General features: G+C 71.5%; 15 protein-coding genes. 2 read left to right on the forward strand and 13 right to left on the reverse strand.

Features of this window, described 5'->3' with window-relative positions:
• Positions 1-84 precede the first annotated feature (84 nt).
• The 4 genes from ABFX81_RS07640 to bldG all read right to left on the reverse strand — a co-directional run bounded on the left by ABFX81_RS07640 (position 85) and on the right by bldG (position 4,455).
• A complete protein-coding gene (locus ABFX81_RS07640) occupies positions 85-666 on the reverse strand; it encodes a small secreted protein (protein WP_086846903.1) in 582 nt (193 codons plus the stop codon).
• 194 nt (positions 667-860) lie between these two features.
• Positions 861-3,266: a sodium-translocating pyrophosphatase gene (locus ABFX81_RS07645; protein WP_086846905.1), complete on the reverse strand. Its 2,406-nt coding sequence runs from the start codon at positions 3,264-3,266 to the stop codon at positions 861-863.
• Positions 3,267-3,539: 273 nt separating this feature from the next.
• Positions 3,540-3,977: an ATP-binding protein gene (locus ABFX81_RS07650; RefSeq protein ID WP_086846908.1), complete on the reverse strand. Its 438-nt coding sequence runs from the start codon at positions 3,975-3,977 to the stop codon at positions 3,540-3,542.
• Between the two features lie 136 nt (positions 3,978-4,113).
• Entirely contained in the window at positions 4,114-4,455 is a 342-nt protein-coding gene (bldG, locus tag ABFX81_RS07655; protein WP_003991900.1) for an anti-sigma factor antagonist BldG, read from the reverse strand.
• A 79-nt stretch (positions 4,456-4,534) separates the two neighbouring features.
• Here bldG and ABFX81_RS07660 point away from each other — a divergent pair, with 79 nt between their 5' ends.
• A complete protein-coding gene (locus tag ABFX81_RS07660) occupies positions 4,535-7,051 on the forward strand; it encodes a DEAD/DEAH box helicase (protein ID WP_346137810.1) in 2,517 nt (838 codons plus the stop codon).
• A 215-nt stretch (positions 7,052-7,266) separates the two neighbouring features.
• Here the strand turns inward: ABFX81_RS07660 and ABFX81_RS07665 are convergent, their stop codons facing one another.
• The 7 genes from ABFX81_RS07665 to ssd form a co-directional block, all read right to left on the reverse strand.
• Positions 7,267-7,623, reverse strand: coding sequence for an Rv3654c family TadE-like protein (locus ABFX81_RS07665; RefSeq protein ID WP_346137811.1), 357 nt, complete (start codon positions 7,621-7,623; stop codon positions 7,267-7,269).
• Positions 7,624-7,682: 59 nt separating this feature from the next.
• Positions 7,683-8,048, reverse strand: a complete 366-nt coding sequence (locus tag ABFX81_RS07670) for a TadE family type IV pilus minor pilin (RefSeq protein ID WP_346137812.1) — start codon at positions 8,046-8,048, stop codon at positions 7,683-7,685.
• Positions 8,035-8,244 (reverse strand): DUF4244 domain-containing protein, encoded by a 210-nt coding sequence (locus ABFX81_RS07675; protein WP_078945397.1) that lies wholly within the window; start codon positions 8,242-8,244, stop codon positions 8,035-8,037. The genes ABFX81_RS07670 and ABFX81_RS07675 overlap by 14 nt, the downstream gene beginning before the upstream one ends.
• A 74-nt stretch (positions 8,245-8,318) precedes the next feature.
• On the reverse strand, positions 8,319-9,107 hold the full coding sequence (locus tag ABFX81_RS07680) for a type II secretion system F family protein (protein WP_086852593.1): 789 nt from the start codon (positions 9,105-9,107) through the stop codon (positions 8,319-8,321).
• On the reverse strand, positions 9,104-9,976 hold the full coding sequence (locus ABFX81_RS07685; protein ID WP_346137813.1) for a type II secretion system F family protein: 873 nt from the start codon (positions 9,974-9,976) through the stop codon (positions 9,104-9,106). Before ABFX81_RS07685 ends, ABFX81_RS07680 begins: the two co-directional genes overlap by 4 nt.
• Entirely contained in the window at positions 9,973-11,187 is a 1,215-nt protein-coding gene (locus ABFX81_RS07690; protein WP_346137814.1) for a TadA family conjugal transfer-associated ATPase, read from the reverse strand. Before ABFX81_RS07690 ends, ABFX81_RS07685 begins: the two co-directional genes overlap by 4 nt.
• Positions 11,184-12,296: a septum site-determining protein Ssd gene (ssd, locus tag ABFX81_RS07695; protein ID WP_346137815.1), complete on the reverse strand. Its 1,113-nt coding sequence runs from the start codon at positions 12,294-12,296 to the stop codon at positions 11,184-11,186. The genes ABFX81_RS07690 and ssd overlap by 4 nt, the downstream gene beginning before the upstream one ends.
• Before the next feature lie 577 nt (positions 12,297-12,873).
• On the opposite strand from ssd, the gene ABFX81_RS07700 reads away from it, so the two are divergent.
• Positions 12,874-13,707, forward strand: a complete 834-nt coding sequence (locus ABFX81_RS07700) for an HAD-IB family hydrolase (protein WP_086848378.1) — start codon at positions 12,874-12,876, stop codon at positions 13,705-13,707.
• A gap of 336 nt (positions 13,708-14,043) precedes the next feature.
• Here the strand turns inward: ABFX81_RS07700 and ABFX81_RS07705 are convergent, their stop codons facing one another.
• Together ABFX81_RS07705 and ABFX81_RS07710 are read right to left on the reverse strand one after the other, a co-directional pair.
• Positions 14,044-14,868, reverse strand: coding sequence for a Fic family protein (locus ABFX81_RS07705; protein ID WP_086848380.1), 825 nt, complete (start codon positions 14,866-14,868; stop codon positions 14,044-14,046).
• A gap of 64 nt (positions 14,869-14,932) precedes the next feature.
• On the reverse strand, positions 14,933-16,195 hold the full coding sequence (locus tag ABFX81_RS07710) for a polysaccharide deacetylase family protein (protein ID WP_086848382.1): 1,263 nt from the start codon (positions 16,193-16,195) through the stop codon (positions 14,933-14,935).
• Positions 16,196-16,412 lie beyond the last annotated feature (217 nt).

The following is a 16,412-nucleotide window of genomic DNA, read 5'->3' on the forward strand; positions in this document are numbered from 1 at the left end:
GCCGTCACTCCCGGCTCAGCAGCGGACCGGCCTGTCAGTCACTCCCGGCTCAGCAGTCCCGCCGGCCGCGCCAATGCTCCTTGCTCAGCTCTGGGTCGCCGGCGCCGTGGCCGCCTTGCAGCTGTCCTGCCGGGCCATGGCCTGGCCGACCTCGCCCTCCTCCAGGGTCCGCAGCGCGTCGTTCCCGCTCTTGCCCAGCTTGTCGAGTTCGGTGGCGATGTCCTTGAGGCCGTCCGCGAACTTGCCCTGGTCCTTGGTGTCGAGCGCGTCGACCTGCTTCTTCAGGGAGGCGTACGAGGTGGAGATCGTGTTGAGCTCCTTGACGGCGTCCTGCTGCTTCTTCTCGCCGTTCTCGACGTCCGGCGCCCCGGCCTTGGTCACCGCGGTCCCGATGGCCTTGTAGGCGTCGGACATGTCCTGGAAGGCCTTAGCGTCGGTCTTCTGGACGTCCTCCGGCTTGCTGTTGTCCGAGGTCTCCTTCTGGATCGAGGCGTTGGCCGACTCGATCTTCTTGGCCTGCGGCTGTACGGCGTCGCAGACCTGCTTGGCCCAGGAGTCCAGCTTCTCGTTGTCGTCGCCGCCGCAACCCGACAGCGCCAGTACCAGTACCGCACCGCCGGACAGTGCGGCCGCGAGCTTCTTGTTCACCGGTTTGGTCCCTTCCATGGCTCTCGGCCCCGGAACATACACGCCAGATGCACGGCAACCGCACGCCGAACGTCTATTAAGACCTTTTTGTAACCTTTTGCACCAAGCGAGAGAAGCCTCACTGCATGGTCGTGAACACGCACAGAGCGGGCGGGCGACGCGTCAACGCGCGCCGCCCGCCCGCACCTTGAGCTGGGGCTTGGACAACCTCCCTACGAAACCACCGCCGGGTCCGCCGACTTGGGCTCCGGTTCGGCGTTGTCTTCGTCACCCATGGCGATTCCGCGCCGCTTTGACACGTACACCGCACCGGCGATGACGACGAACGCGAGGACCGCGATCAGAATCCGTACGCCGAGGCTCTTGTCCGGGCCGTAGGAGAACTTGATCACTGCGGGCGCGATGAGCAGCGACACCAGGTTCATGACCTTGAGCAGCGGGTTGATCGCGGGACCGGCGGTGTCCTTGAAGGGGTCACCGACGGTGTCACCGATCACGGTCGCCGCGTGGGCCTCGCTGCCCTTGCCTCCGTGGTGGCCGTCCTCGACGAGCTTCTTGGCGTTGTCCCAGGCACCACCGGAGTTGGCCAGGAACACCGCCATCAGCGTGCCCGCGCCGATCGCGCCGGCCAGGAACGCGCCGAGCGGACCGACCCCGAGCGTGAACCCGATGAAGATGGGCGCCATCACGGCGAGCAGACCGGGCGTGGCGAGCTCGCGCAAGGCGTCCTTGGTGCAGATGTCGACGACCTTGCCGTACTCCGGTTTCTCGCTGTAGTCCATGATCCCGGGCCTCTCGCGGAACTGCCGCCGCACTTCGAAGACCACGGCACCGGCCGACCGCGACACGGCGTTGATCGCCAGCCCCGAGAAGAGGAAGACGACCGCCGCGCCCGCGATGAGACCCACGAGGTTGTTGGGCTGCGAGATGTCCATCATCAGGCTCAGCGGTGCCCCCGCCCCGGACAACTGCTCGCCCACGTCACGCGCTCCGGTGAAGATCGCGTCCCGGTACGACCCGAACAGCGCCGCCGCCGCGAGCACCGCCGTGGCGATCGCGATGCCCTTGGTGATCGCCTTGGTGGTGTTGCCGACCGCGTCCAGGTTCGTGAGCACCTGCGCGCCCGCGCCCTGGACGTCGCCGGACATCTCCGCGATGCCCTGCGCGTTGTCGGAGACCGGCCCGAAGGTGTCCATCGCGACGATCACGCCGACCGTGGTGAGCAGGCCGGTGCCCGCCAGGGCCACCGCGAACAGCGCCAGCATGATCGACGTACCGCCGAGCAGGAACGCCCCGTACACGCCGAGGCCGATCAACAGGGCGGTGTAGACGGCGGATTCGAGACCCACGGAGATACCGGCGAGGACGACGGTGGCCGGGCCGGTGAGCGAGGTCTTGCCGATGTCCCGGACGGGACGCCGGGTGGTCTCGGTGAAGTAGCCGGTCAGTTGCTGGATCAGGGCGGCGAGGACGATGCCGATGGCCACCGCGACGAGCGCGAGGATCCGGGGGTCGCCGTCCTTGCCCGTGATCGCCGCGTCCGTCACACCGTCGAGGTCCGAGTACTTCCCGGGCAGGTAGACGAAGACGGCCACGGCCACCAGCACGAGCGAGATCACCGCGGAGATGAAGAACCCGCGGTTGATGGCGCTCATACCGCTGCGGTCGGCCCGCCTCGGCGCCACCGCGAAGATGCCGATCATGGCGGTGATCACACCGATCGCCGGCACGAGCAGCGGGAAGCCGAGCCCGGCGTCGCCGAAGGCCGCCGAGCCCAGGATCAGCGCGGCGACCAGGGTCACGGCGTACGACTCGAAGAGGTCGGCCGCCATGCCCGCGCAGTCGCCGACGTTGTCGCCCACGTTGTCGGCGATGGTCGCGGCATTGCGCGGGTCGTCCTCCGGAATGCCCTGTTCGACCTTGCCGACCAGGTCGGCGCCGACGTCGGCGGCCTTGGTGAAGATGCCGCCGCCGACACGCATGAACATCGCGATCAGCGCGGCCCCGAGGCCGAAGCCCTCGAGCACCTTCGGCGCGTCGGCCGCGTACACCAGCACCACGCAGGAGGCGCCCAGCAGGCCGAGGCCCACCGTGAACATGCCGACGACGCCACCCGTGCGAAATGCGATCTTCATCGCTTTGTGCGAGACGGTGGTGAGATCCTTTTCCGGCTCGCCTTCCGCCGGTGTCGCTTCACGCGCCGCCGCCGCGACACGCACATTGCTGCGCACGGCGAGCCACATGCCGATATAGCCGGTGGCCGCCGAGAACGCCGCTCCGATCAGGAAGAACACCGAACGACCGGCACGCTGATTCCAGTCGTCCGCGGGCAGCAGCATGAGCAGGAAGAACACGATCACGGCGAATACGCCGAGCGTGCGCAGCTGGCGTGCCAGATAGGCGTTCGCGCCTTCCTGGACCGCCGCCGCGATCTTCTTCATGCTGTCGGTGCCCTCGCCGGCCGCGAGTACCTGGCGTACCAGGACGCCCGCGACCACGAGTGCCGCCAGCGCGACGACCGCGATGACCACGACGAGAACGCGGTTGCCATCGGTCAGTACGGCGGCTGCGAGGTCTGTGGGATGGCCCGACTGTGGTGAGTTGAAAAGCCCCGCCATTCGTCCTCCTTGACGCTTGGGCTGAGCTCAAGATGTGGACGGGATTGTAGGTACCGGAACCTGATCAAAACAGAGCGCGATAAGCGGAATTGGCCTTCTGAGGTAATGCCCTGAAAGCATTCTCGGACTGCCGTGGAGCATGCGAATGATCGTGAACGAATTCACGCGACGAACGGCACAGCAACTACTGTAAAGGCGACCACTGACACCCGCACATGACGAAGGGCCCCACGGGTGGGGCCCTTCGTCGAGAACGGTGTGCGCGGTGGCTTGTCAGGCCAGGATCGTCGGCGGTGGTGTGGTCGGCCAGGTCATCTTGATCGACCCGCCGTGCTCCCCCGCGCTGACCTCGACGTCATCGACGAGCCCGCTGATGACCGCGAGGCCCATCTCGTCCTCGTCGGCCTCACCGTCGGGGTCGCCGGGTCCTGCTCCGGGCCCGCGCTCTCCGGGGATCGCGTGCGGGGCCTCGTCGCCGACCTCGATGGAGAACTGCTTCTCCTCCTCGATCAGCAGCACCTTCACCGGTGCCGAGATCCCGCCGGTCTGGTGCAGGCCGACGGCCCGCGTGCAGGCCTCGCCGACGGCGAGCCTGACCTCGTCGAGGACGGCCTCGTCCACTCCGGCCCTGCGCGCCACCGCGGCCGCCACCAGCCGGGCGGTCCTGACGTGCTCGGGCAGCGCGCTGAAGCGGAGCTCAACGGTGGCCATGCATCCCCCTCGCAACTACGGGCGTGCTGTCGAGAGGCTCCGGGCCGCCGAAAAGCCCGGGCCCCCTCGGTCTTCATTTCTGCCGAACTCTTGCCGCGACGTCGGCCGGCCCGGGCACGAGGCCCGGGTCCGGTGATCAGTCGGTCGCCGCCACCGCTTCCTCGACCGAGGTGTGAATGGGGAACACCTTGGTGAGGCCGGTGATGCGGAAGATCTTCAGAATGCGCTCCTGGTTGCAGACCAGGCGCAGGGAGCCCTCATGGGCTCGCACACGCTTCAGGCCGCCGACCAGCACGCCGAGCCCGGTGGAGTCGAGGAAGTCCACGCCCTCCATGTCGACGACAAGGTGGAAACTGCCGTCGTTCACCAGCTCGACCAACTGCTCGCGCAGCTTGGGCGCGGTATATACGTCGATTTCGCCACCGACCCTGACGATCGTGCGATCGCCCATGGTCTCGGTCGACAGGGACAGGTCCACGGATCCTCCAGCACCTTGCTATCGAGCGGTCGCCCTTGGGGCACCTCGGCTTCGTCCCCTGGACGGTTCGCCAGCCGCGATGGCATTCAATCACTTACGGGCAGGCGTGCACGACGCCTTGGCTCCATTGTCCGTCACGCCAGTGACACACTCGGTGCCGATGGCCAAGAATCACCGATCCGATCGACCCCCGACGGACCCCGCCTCCCGACCCGCGCCGGGCGTGGTCCTGGACCGCCTCGCGTCCGGTCCGAGCAGGGCTTCGCGCATTACTCATACGGAGCACTTGCCCCCGCGCGAGGGTCGGCATGCCGTCTGGCCGGACCGGATCCGCACAGAGGTCCTGGCAGCCGTGCGGGCCGCGGGCATCGAGCATCCCTGGGCCCATCAGGCGCGTGCGGCGGAGCACGCGCTGGACGGCGAATCGGTCGTCGTGGCCACCGGCACGGCCTCCGGCAAGTCCCTGGCCTACCTCGCGCCGGTTCTGTCCACCCTCCTGGACGGCGCCGAAGCCCCCAACGGCCGCGGCGCGACGGCCCTCTACCTGGCCCCCACCAAGGCTCTTGCGGCGGATCAGTGCCGCTCCGTGAAGGAACTTTCACATCCGTTGGGCCATTCGGTACGCACCGCCGTGTACGACGGCGACACTCCGTTCGAGGAGCGCGAGTGGATCCGCCAGTACGCCAACTACGTCCTGACCAACCCGGACATGCTCCACCGCGGCATCCTGCCGTCCCACACCCGCTGGTCCTCCTTCCTGAAGTCGCTGAAGTACGTCGTCGTCGACGAGTGCCACACCTACCGGGGCGTCTTCGGCTCGCACGTCGCCCAGGTGCTGCGCCGGCTGCGCCGCCTGTGCGCCCGCTACGGCGCCTCGCCGGTGTTCCTGCTGGCCTCCGCCACCGCCGCCGAGCCCGCGGTGGCCGCCCGCCGCCTCACCGGCCTGCCGGTGGTGGAGGTCGCCGACGACGCCTCCCCGCGTGGCGAACTGGTGTTCGCCCTCTGGGAACCGCCGCTGACCGAGCTGCACGGCGAGAAGGGCGCACCCGTCCGCCGCACGGCCACCGCCGAGGCCGCCGACCTGCTCACCGACCTCACCGTGCAGGGCGTGCGCTCGGTCGCCTTCGTACGGTCCCGGCGCGGCGCCGAGCTGATCTCCGTCATCTCCCAGGAGCGACTGGCGGAGGTCGACCGGTCGCTGGCCCGGCGTGTCGCGGCGTACCGGGGCGGTTATCTCCCGGAGGAGCGCCGCGCACTCGAACGCGCCCTCCATTCGGGTGAACTGCTCGGCCTCGCCGCGACGAACGCCCTCGAACTCGGCATCGACATCTCCGGCCTGGACGCGGTCGTCATCGCCGGCTACCCGGGCACACGCGCCTCCCTGTGGCAGCAGGCGGGCCGGGCCGGACGGTCGGGGCAGGGGGCGCTGGCCGTCCTGGTCGCGCGTGACGACCCGCTGGACACCTTCCTCGTCCACCACCCGGAGGCCCTGTTCGACCAGCCCGTCGAGTCGACGGTCCTCGACCCGGACAACCCCTACGTGCTGGCCCCGCACCTGTGCGCGGCCGCCGAGGAACTGCCCTTGACGGACGAGGACCTCGACTTGTTCGGCCCGGCCTGCGAGGACCTCCTCCCCCAGCTCGAGGCCGCCAAGCTGCTGCGCCGCCGCACCAGGGCCTGGCACTGGACCCGACGCGAGCGGGCCGCCGACCTGACCGACATCCGCGGTGAGGGCGGGCGCCCGATCCAGGTCGTCGAGACCGGCACGGGCCGGCTTCTCGGCACGGTCGACGCGGGCGCCGCGCACTCGACCGTCCACGAGGGAGCGGTCCACCTCCACCAGGGCCGCACGTACCTGGTGCGGTCGCTGGACCTGGAGGACTCCGTCGCCCTCGTCGAGGAGGCCGCCCCGCCGTACTCCACGGTCGCCCGCGACACGACGTCGATCTCCGTGCTTGAGACGGACGTCGAGGTCCCCTGGGGCGACGGCCGCCTGTGCTACGGCTCCGTCGAGGTCACCAACCAGGTCGTCTCCTTCCTCCGCAGACGGCTGATGACCGGTGAGGTGCTGGGCGAGACGAAACTCGACCTCCCTCCTCGTACGCTGCGCACCCGGGCCGTGTGGTGGACCGTCACCGAGGACCAGCTCGACCGCGCCCGGATCAACCCGGAGATCCTCGGCGGCTCCCTGCACGCCGCCGAGCACGCGTCGATCGGCCTGCTGCCCCTCTTCGCGACCTGCGACCGCTGGGACATCGGCGGCGTGTCGATCCCGCTCCATCCCGACACGCTCCTGCCCACGGTCTTCGTCTACGACGGCCATCCCGGCGGCGCGGGCTTCGCGGAGCGCGCCTTCCACACCGCCCGCACCTGGCTGACCGCCACCCACCAGGCCATCGCCTCCTGCGAGTGCGACGCCGGCTGCCCGTCCTGCATCCAGTCCCCCAAGTGCGGCAACGGCAACGACCCGCTGCACAAGAGGGGGGCGGTACGGCTGCTCACGGTGCTGCTGGAAGGCGCTCCCGAGGAGAAGGAGACGCAGGAGCAGCCGCCGGGAGGCTCAGGAGAGCCGTCAGAGCACCCACCCGGGTCCTGAAGGCCCCGCCGACTGGAGACCCACCCATGGGAGCGCCGGGAGGTCCAGGAGGGGCACCCCAGCACCCGCCCGCGCCATGACCTCGCCGACGGGAGACCCAGAGGAGCCACCGCGAGGCCCAGGAGAGACGCCAACCACCCGCCCGGGCCCATGCCGATCCCCGCCGACGAGAGGCCCAAGGGAGCCGCACCCTCCGGCGCTCTGCTTCCCCCGGGCTACGGAAGACCCAGCGAGGCCGCTGGAGGCCCCGCCCGCGCCCTGACCTCCGCCGTGAACGGCCCCCGGCCCGACGCCGCCGTCACGTCGGAGATCTCCCCGACGACCTCGCACCGCACGAGCCGGACGCCCTGTTCCCGGGCCACCCGGTCGGCCCGGGCGCAGGCCGCCGTGCCGCCCTCGGCCCAGTGGTCCGCCGCCGCGAGCGCCGCTAGATCGGCACCGCCCGCCGCACGGTGCCGGATCACGACGGCCTGCCCCAGCGCCAGGACGATGCCGAACACCACGCACAGGACGGCGATCGCCCCGACGCTCCAGACGGTGGCGGACCCCTGGTCCAAAACGGCACCACTCACCTGCCGGCACCTCCTGTCCCGCCGCCCCGGGCCCCGGCCCCGAACCCCCGGCTGCCGTCTCACCTGCCCACCCCCACCGTCTCCTCCACCGACGCCACGGCCTCCTCCCGTACGGCGAACGACAGGCCACGCAGCACCGGCGGCTCGGCCACGACGACCACCCGGACGTGTTGCGCGCCCCGGTTGACGCTCACCTTCGCGCCGGGCGGTGCCGCCTCGCGGGCCAGTCGCACGACCGCGTCGGGCGGGTCCTGGCGGGCCGCCGCGCGGGCGCCCGTCCGTGCCGCGTCCACGCACTGGATCTGCGCGGCCACCACCAGCAGCCCCCACACCAGTGCCATCGCGAACATCACCAGCACGGGCAGCACCACGGCTGACTCCGCCGTGACGAACCCCCGGTCCGCGCCCCGCTCACATCCGCGCATTGAGGGCGTCCTTCACGATGTTCTGGAGCTCCGCACTGACCGCACCGCTCGTGATGACCTTGTAGAGCACCACCGCGAAGGCCACCGCCGCGACGATTCCCATCGCGTACTCGGAGGTGACCATCCCCGCGTCCCTCCGCGCCGCACGCGCCCCGCACACCAGGGCACCCAGCCGTGCCCGTACCGCCTGATACATCTCAACCCCCGTAGGAAAGAGTTCGAACTTCTTCTGGTCGCCGCTGACTTGTTCCGTCGATTCGGGTCTCCGCCCTAGCCACCACCCCTTCCGAGCACCCCGCCCGCGAGCCCGATCACCACGGGCAGCACGCCGACCGCGATGAACGCGGGCAGGAAACACAGCCCGACCGGCGCGCTGACCATGACGCCCGCTCGGCGTGCCCGGGCCGTCGCGGCCCGGCCCCAGTCGGCGCGGGCCTCGGCGGCGAGTCGTGCGACCGGTGTGGCGGCGGGCAGTCCTGACACATCGGCCCGTTCGAGCAGCCGGGCCAGGCTTCCGGCACCCGGGAGGGCGGCCAACCTCCGCCAGGCGGCGCCCGGTTCGCCACCCAGCCGCACCTCCGCCGCACCCTGGGCGAGAGCGTCGCCCACTGGGCCGCCCAAGGCCTCTCCCACGGCCTGCGCGGCGATCACCGGGCCGGCGCCCGCCGCGATGCAGGCCGCCAGCAGGTCGGCGGCCAGGGGCAGTTGCCGCGCCGCCTCGGCGAGGTCGGGTGCCCGTGGGTCCTTGCCGACCGCCTCCTGCCGCAGCCGCCACCGCCACATCCCCACGGCGCCGGCCAGTCCGACGGCGACACCGACCGGGCCGCCGATCAGCGCCCACGCGGCACACGCCACGCCCACAGGGGCCGGCCATCTCCGCGCGGTACGGCTCAGGGAGAGGCGCCGGGCGGAAGCGGTCGCTTCGCGGGGCGACAGCTCGGCCAGCCTGCGCCGCGTCCTCCGGCGGTGCCGGGCCTGCTTGAGCCGGAGCACCGACCACCAGAGGGCCAGCGCAATCCCCACCGTCACCCCCAGCCTGTGGACAACTTCTGCGCTCATCCCGCCACCTCCGCGCCCCGCACGATCCGCAGCACCCACCACAGCCCCAGGCCCTCCAGCACACCGCCGGTCACCAGACAGCCCAGGCCCGCCGTGGTGTGGAGCAGGACATGAAGGGGGTCGGCGCCGAGAGCGGTGCCGATGAGGAGGCCCAGGGCAGGCAGCCCGGCGAGCAGCACCGCCGTGGCCCGGGCACCCGCCAACTGGGCACGCAGGTCGGACCGTTGGTCCCGTTCGGCGCGCAGGGCGGCGGCGAGCCGGTCGAGTCCGGCCGCGAGCCCCGCGCCCTGGTCCACGGCCACCCGCCAGCACGCCGCGAGTCCCCGCAGCCCCTCGGCACCCGGTTGCCCGGCGGCGGCGGCGAGCGCGTCCGGCACGTCGCCGCCGAACCGTGCCGCCGCCAGCACGGTCGCCTGTGCGTCCGCGAGTCCGCCGCGGTCCCGAGCGGCCCGCAGCAGCGCCTCTCCCGGCTGGCGTCCGGCCCGCACCTCCCCGGCGAGCGCCCCGCACAGCGCGATCACCGCGTCGGCCCGGCGCTCCCGGTCCCGCCGCGCCTGGCCGGCCAACCGGACCCGCCGCAGCAGCGGCACCCCGGCCGCTCCCAGGACGACCGGCAGCACCGACGTCCCGAGCACGGCGAGCACCAGCCCGGCCACCGGCGCCCACCACTCGGCCCGCAGCCGCCCACGGACCCGCCGTACCGCACCGGTCATCCGCCACCACCCGGGCGGCCCGGTCCCGACGGTCCCGCCGCCCGCGAGCAGCAACCGCGCCCGCCGTGCCGCCGAGTGGCGCTCCCCGAGCAGCAGGACGGACGCCCCCATGCACGCCACGGCCGCCCCCATGGACATCTCAGCCGCCCCCGTCATGACTCCGCACCCTTCACCGCGAGCTCACCCGGCCCGCCCTCGCTTCCCTGGCCCCGAAGCAGCCCCCGCAGCCGCTCCCACCCCCGCTCACGCACGAAGGCCTCCGCTCCCCACCGCAGCGCCGGTACCGTCCGCACCAGCCCCGACGGGTCCCGCTCCAGCACATGCACCTCGGCGATCCGCCGCCGCCCGGCCCGGTCGCGCACGAGGTGCAGGACCACGGAAAGGGCGGCCGCCACCTGGCTGTGCAACGCGGCCCGGTCGAGCCCGGCGGCCGTACCCAGGGCCTCCAGCCGGGCCGGTACGTCGGCGGCGGCATTGGCGTGCACGGTTCCGCAGCCGCCCTCGTGGCCGGTGTTCAACGCGGCGAGCAGATGCACCACTTCGGGTCCGCGCACCTCACCCACGACCAGCCGGTCGGGCCGCATCCGCAGTGCCTGGCGCACCAGGTCCTCGAGGGTGACGAGCCCCGCGCCCTCCTGGTTTGCGGGTCTGGTCTCCAGCCGCACGACGTGCGGATGGTCCGGCCGCAGCTCCGCCGAGTCCTCGGCGAGGACGATCCGCTCGTCCGGCCCCACCAGACCCAGAAGGGCACTCAGCAGCGTCGTCTTGCCGCTGCCCGTGCCACCGCTGACCAGGAAGGACAGCCGCGCGTCGAGCAGCGCGCGCAGCACACGGTCCCCGTCCGGCGGCACCGTGCCCGCCGCGACCAGCTCGCCGAGTGTGAACGCACGCGGCCGTACGACGCGCAGCGACAGGCAGGCGCAGCCCACGGCGACCGGCGGCAACACCGCGTGCAACCGGGTTCCGTCGGGCAGCCGCGCGTCGGCCCAGGGCCGGGCGTCGTCCAGCCGGCGCCCGGCCACGGCGGCGAGGCGCTGGGCGAGCCGTCGTACGGCGGCCGCGTCCGTGAAGCGCACGGACGTGAGTTCCAGCCCGCCGCCCCGGTCGACCCAGACCCGGTCCGGGGCCGACACCAGCACGTCGGTCACCGACGGGTCGGCGAGCAGGGGCTCCAGTGGCCCGCTGCCGACCAGCTCGGACCGCAACTGCGCGGCAGCCCCCAGGACTTCGGCGTCCCCGAGCACCCGGCCCTGTTCCCGCAGGGCCTGCGCCACGCGCGCGGGGGTCGGCTCGGCCCCGCTCTCGGCCAGCCACCGCCGCACCCCGTCGAGCAGTTCCGCGCCCTCGAGTCCGGCCAGGGTGCTCACGCCGCACCCGCCTCGACGAGCGCCCGCTCCCAGAACTCCTGGCAGAACCGGGCGAGCGGTCCGCGCGGGGCGGCACCCGGGGGTGCCGTGCCCCCGTCCGGGCGCAGCAGTTGCGGCTCGACCGGTACCTCGCCGACCAGGGGCAGTCCGAGCAGCCGGGCCACTTCCCGGTCGTCGAGCCCCGGCGGGTACGGCCCGCGGACCGCCACCCGCAGATCGCGCAGGACCATGCCGACGGCGGACGCCACCCGTCCGGCGGCCGCGACGGCGCGCAGCTCGGCGGGTACCACCAGCACGCCGACGTCGAGTTGGGTGAGGACCTCGGCGACGCCGTCGTCGATGCGGCGCGGCAGGTCGACCACGACCGTGCCGCCCCGGCGCCGGGCCGCGGCGAGCACCGAGCGCACCGCCTGGGGCGGAACGGCGATCCGGTCGCCGCGGTCCCAGCTGAGCACCCGCAGCGAGTGCAGCTCGGGCAGCGACTCCTCCAGAGCGCCCCCGCCGACCCGCCCGCGTGAGGAGGCGAACGCGGGCCAGCGCAGTCCGTCGGCCGTCTCACCGCCGAGGAGTACGTCGAGTCCGCCGCCCAGCGGATCGGCGTCCACGAGGAGTGTGCGCAGCCCCTCGCGCGCGGAGGTGACGGCGAGCGCGCAGGCGAGCGTGGACGCTCCGGCCCCGCCGCGGCCGCCGATGACGCCCACGGTGAGGGCGGGCCGGCCGACGCCCTCGGCCACGTCGGCGATGCGGTCGACGAGCCACTGCTCGCCGTCGGGCAGCATCAGGACGTGCTCGGCGCCGATCTCGACGGCCCGCCGCCACACCCCGGAGTCGTCCTGGTCCCGGCCGACGAGAACGACCCCCCTTCTGCGCGCGGCCCCGCGTACCCGCCGTGCGGCGTCGTCGCCCACGAGGACGAGCGGCGCGGCCTCCCAGCCGCCTCTGCGGTCGGGCACCCCGTGGTGCACCTCGGGTGTGGCGCCCGCCGCCGCGCACAGGCGCAGCAGGTCGTCGAGGAGTTCGCTGTCCTCGGTGACGATCAGCGGTCCGCCCTGCCGCCCTCCGGCGGCCGGCGGCGGATCGTGTGTGACGGCTCCGGCCACGGTCTCCATCCCCCTTCGCTGCGTGACTCGCACGGCCCCTGCGGCCCCGCGATTCCCAAACGTGGGAAGAACCGGCAAGGCGGCCTCCCTTTGCACGGCCGACACGAACCGGCCAAACGCCCCCGGCAATCGGAGCCGGGCCATGAACCCGCCCCGAGCGGGGTGCGCTGGAATCACGGTGCAGCGATGCCGGAAATCGTGTGGATCTTGGTGGATAACTGTGGACGCCTCGACGGTTGTGAATATCGCCGTCACCCATACCGGTGACGCTCGCAGGCCCTCAGTGCGACTTCCACAGAGCAGCTCGATGACTACAGAACGTAATGAGTCATGGACATGCCAATCAACCGCCCGAAGCGGCAACAGAGCGGCAAACCGGCCGCGCGAAGAAGGAGAAAACCCATCCGGACATGCGACGACCCCCGCCGGGGGGGAGAGCGGGGGTCGTCCCCACGGCCGACTCGGGGGGGGGGAGGAGTCGGGCCGGGTTAGCACGGTCGCGAACGATCCGTGACTTCCATGGTGTACCCGAGAGCCCTCTCAGGCAAACCCATGCGCCCCACCTTACGCCGAATGGGCTGCCCCTATGCTCAAGGGCGTGGAAAACCACTCGTTGCCCCGCACAGCGGCCTTCTTTGACCTGGACAAGACGGTCATTGCGAAGTCGAGCACGCTCACGTTCAGCAAGTCGTTCTACCAAGGCGGTCTGATCAACCGCAGGGCCGTCTTGCGAACCGCGTATGCCCAGTTCGTCTTCCTGGCCGGCGGCGCCGACCACGACCAGATGGAGCGCATGCGCGCCTACCTGTCCGCGCTGTGCCGCGGCTGGAACGTGCAGCAGGTCAAGGAGATCGTCGCCGAGACGCTGCACGACCTGATCGACCCGATCATCTACGACGAGGCCGCCTCCCTCATCGAGGAGCACCACACCGCCGGCCGCGATGTGGTGATCGTGTCCACGTCGGGCGCGGAGGTGGTCGAGCCGATCGGCGAGCTGCTCGGCGCGGACCGCGTGGTGGCGACCCGCATGGTCGTGGGCGAGGACGGCTGCTTCACCGGCGAGGTGGAGTACTACGCGTACGGTCCGACCAAGGCCGAGGCCATCAGGGAGCTGGCCGCGTCCGAGGGCTACGACCTCAGCCGCTGCTACGCCTACAGCGACTCGGCGACCGACGTGCCGATGCTGGAGGCCGTCGGCCATCCCCACGCCGTGAACCCGGACCGCGCGCTGCGCCGCGAGGCCCTCGCGCGCGGCTGGCAGATCCTGGACTTCCACCGTCCGGTCCGGCTCAAGCAGCGGATCCCCGCATTCTCCGTCCCGCCGCGTCCGGCGCTCGTCGCGGTCGCCGCGATAGGCGCCGCTGCGGCGACGGCCGGCCTCGTCTGGTACGCGAACCGGCGCCGGGCGACGGCCGTTTGACCCGAGCTGACCCGAAGTCCTATTTGAACCCAAAAGTAAAGAAGTGCAGTCTGGACTTCCGCTTACTCCGGTGCAGGAGTACAAAGGACTCAACGGCCCGCGAGACCAAGGACATCCGAGAGGATCACCTAATTACGCATTTGGCCCACGGACCGAGCATGAACACCGGGCACCCACGCGACGTCGACCCGTCGATTACGGGCCAGCCGCACCAGGGACGGGCGAAGTTCCCGACCTGATGGGCATATTTCGAGGACGCTTGGTACCCCGATGCTCATGCCAGCGGCGGTACGAGTTCTCGTACCGCCGCATTAATGTGCCGACCCGGTCCTGCTGTCACGCCGCTCCGCGCTGCAACGCCTCGCACACCGCCGTCGACTCGCGGGCCCCCAGCTCGACCGCCCTGCCGCAGTGGGCGATCCAGGCGGCCATGCCCTCCGGGGCGCCGGAGACGTACCCGTCGAGGGCTTCCAGGTAGGCCTCACGGCCCAGCTCGGCATGGCCCACCTCGGCCGGGCACACCGACTTCGGGTCCAGGCCGCTGCCGATCAGGACGATGCGTTCGGCCGTGCGCGCGATCAGGCCGTTGTGGGACGTGAAAGGACGCAGCGCGAGGAGTTCGCCGTGCACGACGGCGGCCGTCACCAGCGCCGGCGCGCTGCCGCCCGCGATGATCAGTTCGGCCAGCCCTTCCAGCCGGCCGTGCGCCTCGGCCGCACGCGGCAGCGGCAGCCCGACGAGCGGCTCGTCGACCGGCTCGCCCTCCTGCCGCGGCCGTCCCACCTGGTCGGCCTTGTCGGCCGCCGCCACCAGGTGCAGCCGGGCCAGCACCCGCAGGGGCGACTGCCGCCAGATGGACAGCAGCTGACCCGCCTCCGCGGTGAGCCGCAGGGCGGCGCCCACGGTGCGCGCCTCGTCGTCGCCGCTGAAGTCCGTACGCCGACGGACCTCCTCCAGGGCCCAGTCCGCGCCGGCCAGCGCCGCCGAGCCACGGGCGCCGCGCAGGGCCGCCTCCGAGGTGATCGCGTTACTGCGCCGCCGCATGATCCGGTGCCCGTAGACCCGGTCCACGGACTTGCGTACGGACTCCACGGAATCGGCCACCCCGGGCAGCGCCCCCAGGGCCGCGAGAGGGTCGGCGGTCGCGCCTGCTGTACTCATGAGTACGACCCTACGCACCCCGAGGGCCCGCCCCACGGCGGAGTGGCCATCTTCACTCGGGCCGCTACCTCGCCGCCGGAGCCCCCGGCACGCCCTTCGGGGCCGGGGCGGGCCGGCCCGCGAGGAACGACGCCCAGCCCTGCTTCGGCACCTCGCCGACCTTCAGCGTGCGCAGCTTCTCCAGCGTCGTCGGATCCTGGGCGTCCAGCCAGTCCACGAGCTGCCGGAACGAGACGCAGCGCACCTCCTCCTTGGTGCACACCGTCTCGATGACCTTCTCTACGGCCCGCATGTAGGTGCCGCCGTTCCAGGACTCGAAGTGGTTGCCGATGATCAGGGGCGCGCGGTTGCCGTTGTAGGCCCGGTAGAAGCCCCTGAGCAGGCCGACGCGCATCTGTTCGCCCCAGAAGCGGTGCATGGCGGGGTTGCCCTGGGTGGTGGTGCCCGACTGGTTGACCATGAAGTTGTAGTCCATGGTCAGCTGCTCGTAGGAGTGGCCCGGGAAGGGCACGAGCTGCATGGACACGTCCCACAGGCCCTGCTTCTTCTTCGGCCAGACCTGGTCGTTGACGCCGCTGCTGTCGTAACGGAAGCCCAGGTCGCGGGCCGCCTTCAGGAAGTTCCGCTGGCCCTCCAGGCAGGGTGTGCGGGCGCCGATGAGCTCCTTGTCGTAGTCGAAGGGCAGCGGGGACGCGTTTTTCATGCCGGTGTTGGTCTTCCAGGTCCTCACGAACTGCTTGGCCTGGGCGATCTCGTCCTTCCAGTCCCGCACGGACCACTCGCCGACCCCGCCGCCGCTGCCGCAGAAGTGGCCGTTGAAGTGGGTGCCGATCTCGTTGCCCTCCAGCCACGCCAGGCGCAGCTGCTTCACGGTGGCGGCGATGCCGCGGCGGTCGTTGAAGCCGATGTCGGAGCGGCCCGGGGAGTGCTGCGGCGGCCGGTACCGGTCGCGTTTGTCATCCGGCAGCAGGTACACGCCGCTCAGGAAGTAGGTCATGGTCGCGTTGTTCGCCCTGGCGACCTTGCGGAAGTGCGAGAACAGCTTCTGGCTGTCCTCACCCGCGCCGTCCCAGGAGAAGACGACGATCTGCGGGGGTTTCTGTCCGGGCCGCAGCCGCTCGGGTCTGGGCAGGTGGGGCTGCGCACCGGTGTAGGCGGTGGAGCCGTCTCCGATCAGCCGGACCGCGCTCTTCGGCGCCTTGGCCGGCTTCGCCTTCCGCGGGGCGGGGGTCTCCTGCCGCGAGGTGCCGGTCCCGCAACCGGCGAGCGACGCGGCGCAGAGCGCGGCGATCACGGAGCCCGCGGCGATCCTGTGGGTGGCTGCCATGTTCCGCCCACCTTCTTCCTTCTCTCGGGTGCGGACAGCGCCGCCAAATTCGCACGAGACCGAGAAGGAATTAGTACGACAAGCCGATCACATGGCCACTTCACTCTTCGGGGTGATTTATTCCCCCATTTGCCCGTAAAGTCTATGCTCGGCCTTTACTCTGCATTACGATCCGTTTACCGAGCGTTGAACCATCCCGCCGATTTACACCGTGACC

The sequence above is a fragment of the Streptomyces coeruleofuscus genome (assembly GCF_039532725.1).
Classification (GTDB): Bacteria; Actinomycetota; Actinomycetes; order Streptomycetales; family Streptomycetaceae; genus Streptomyces; species Streptomyces coeruleofuscus.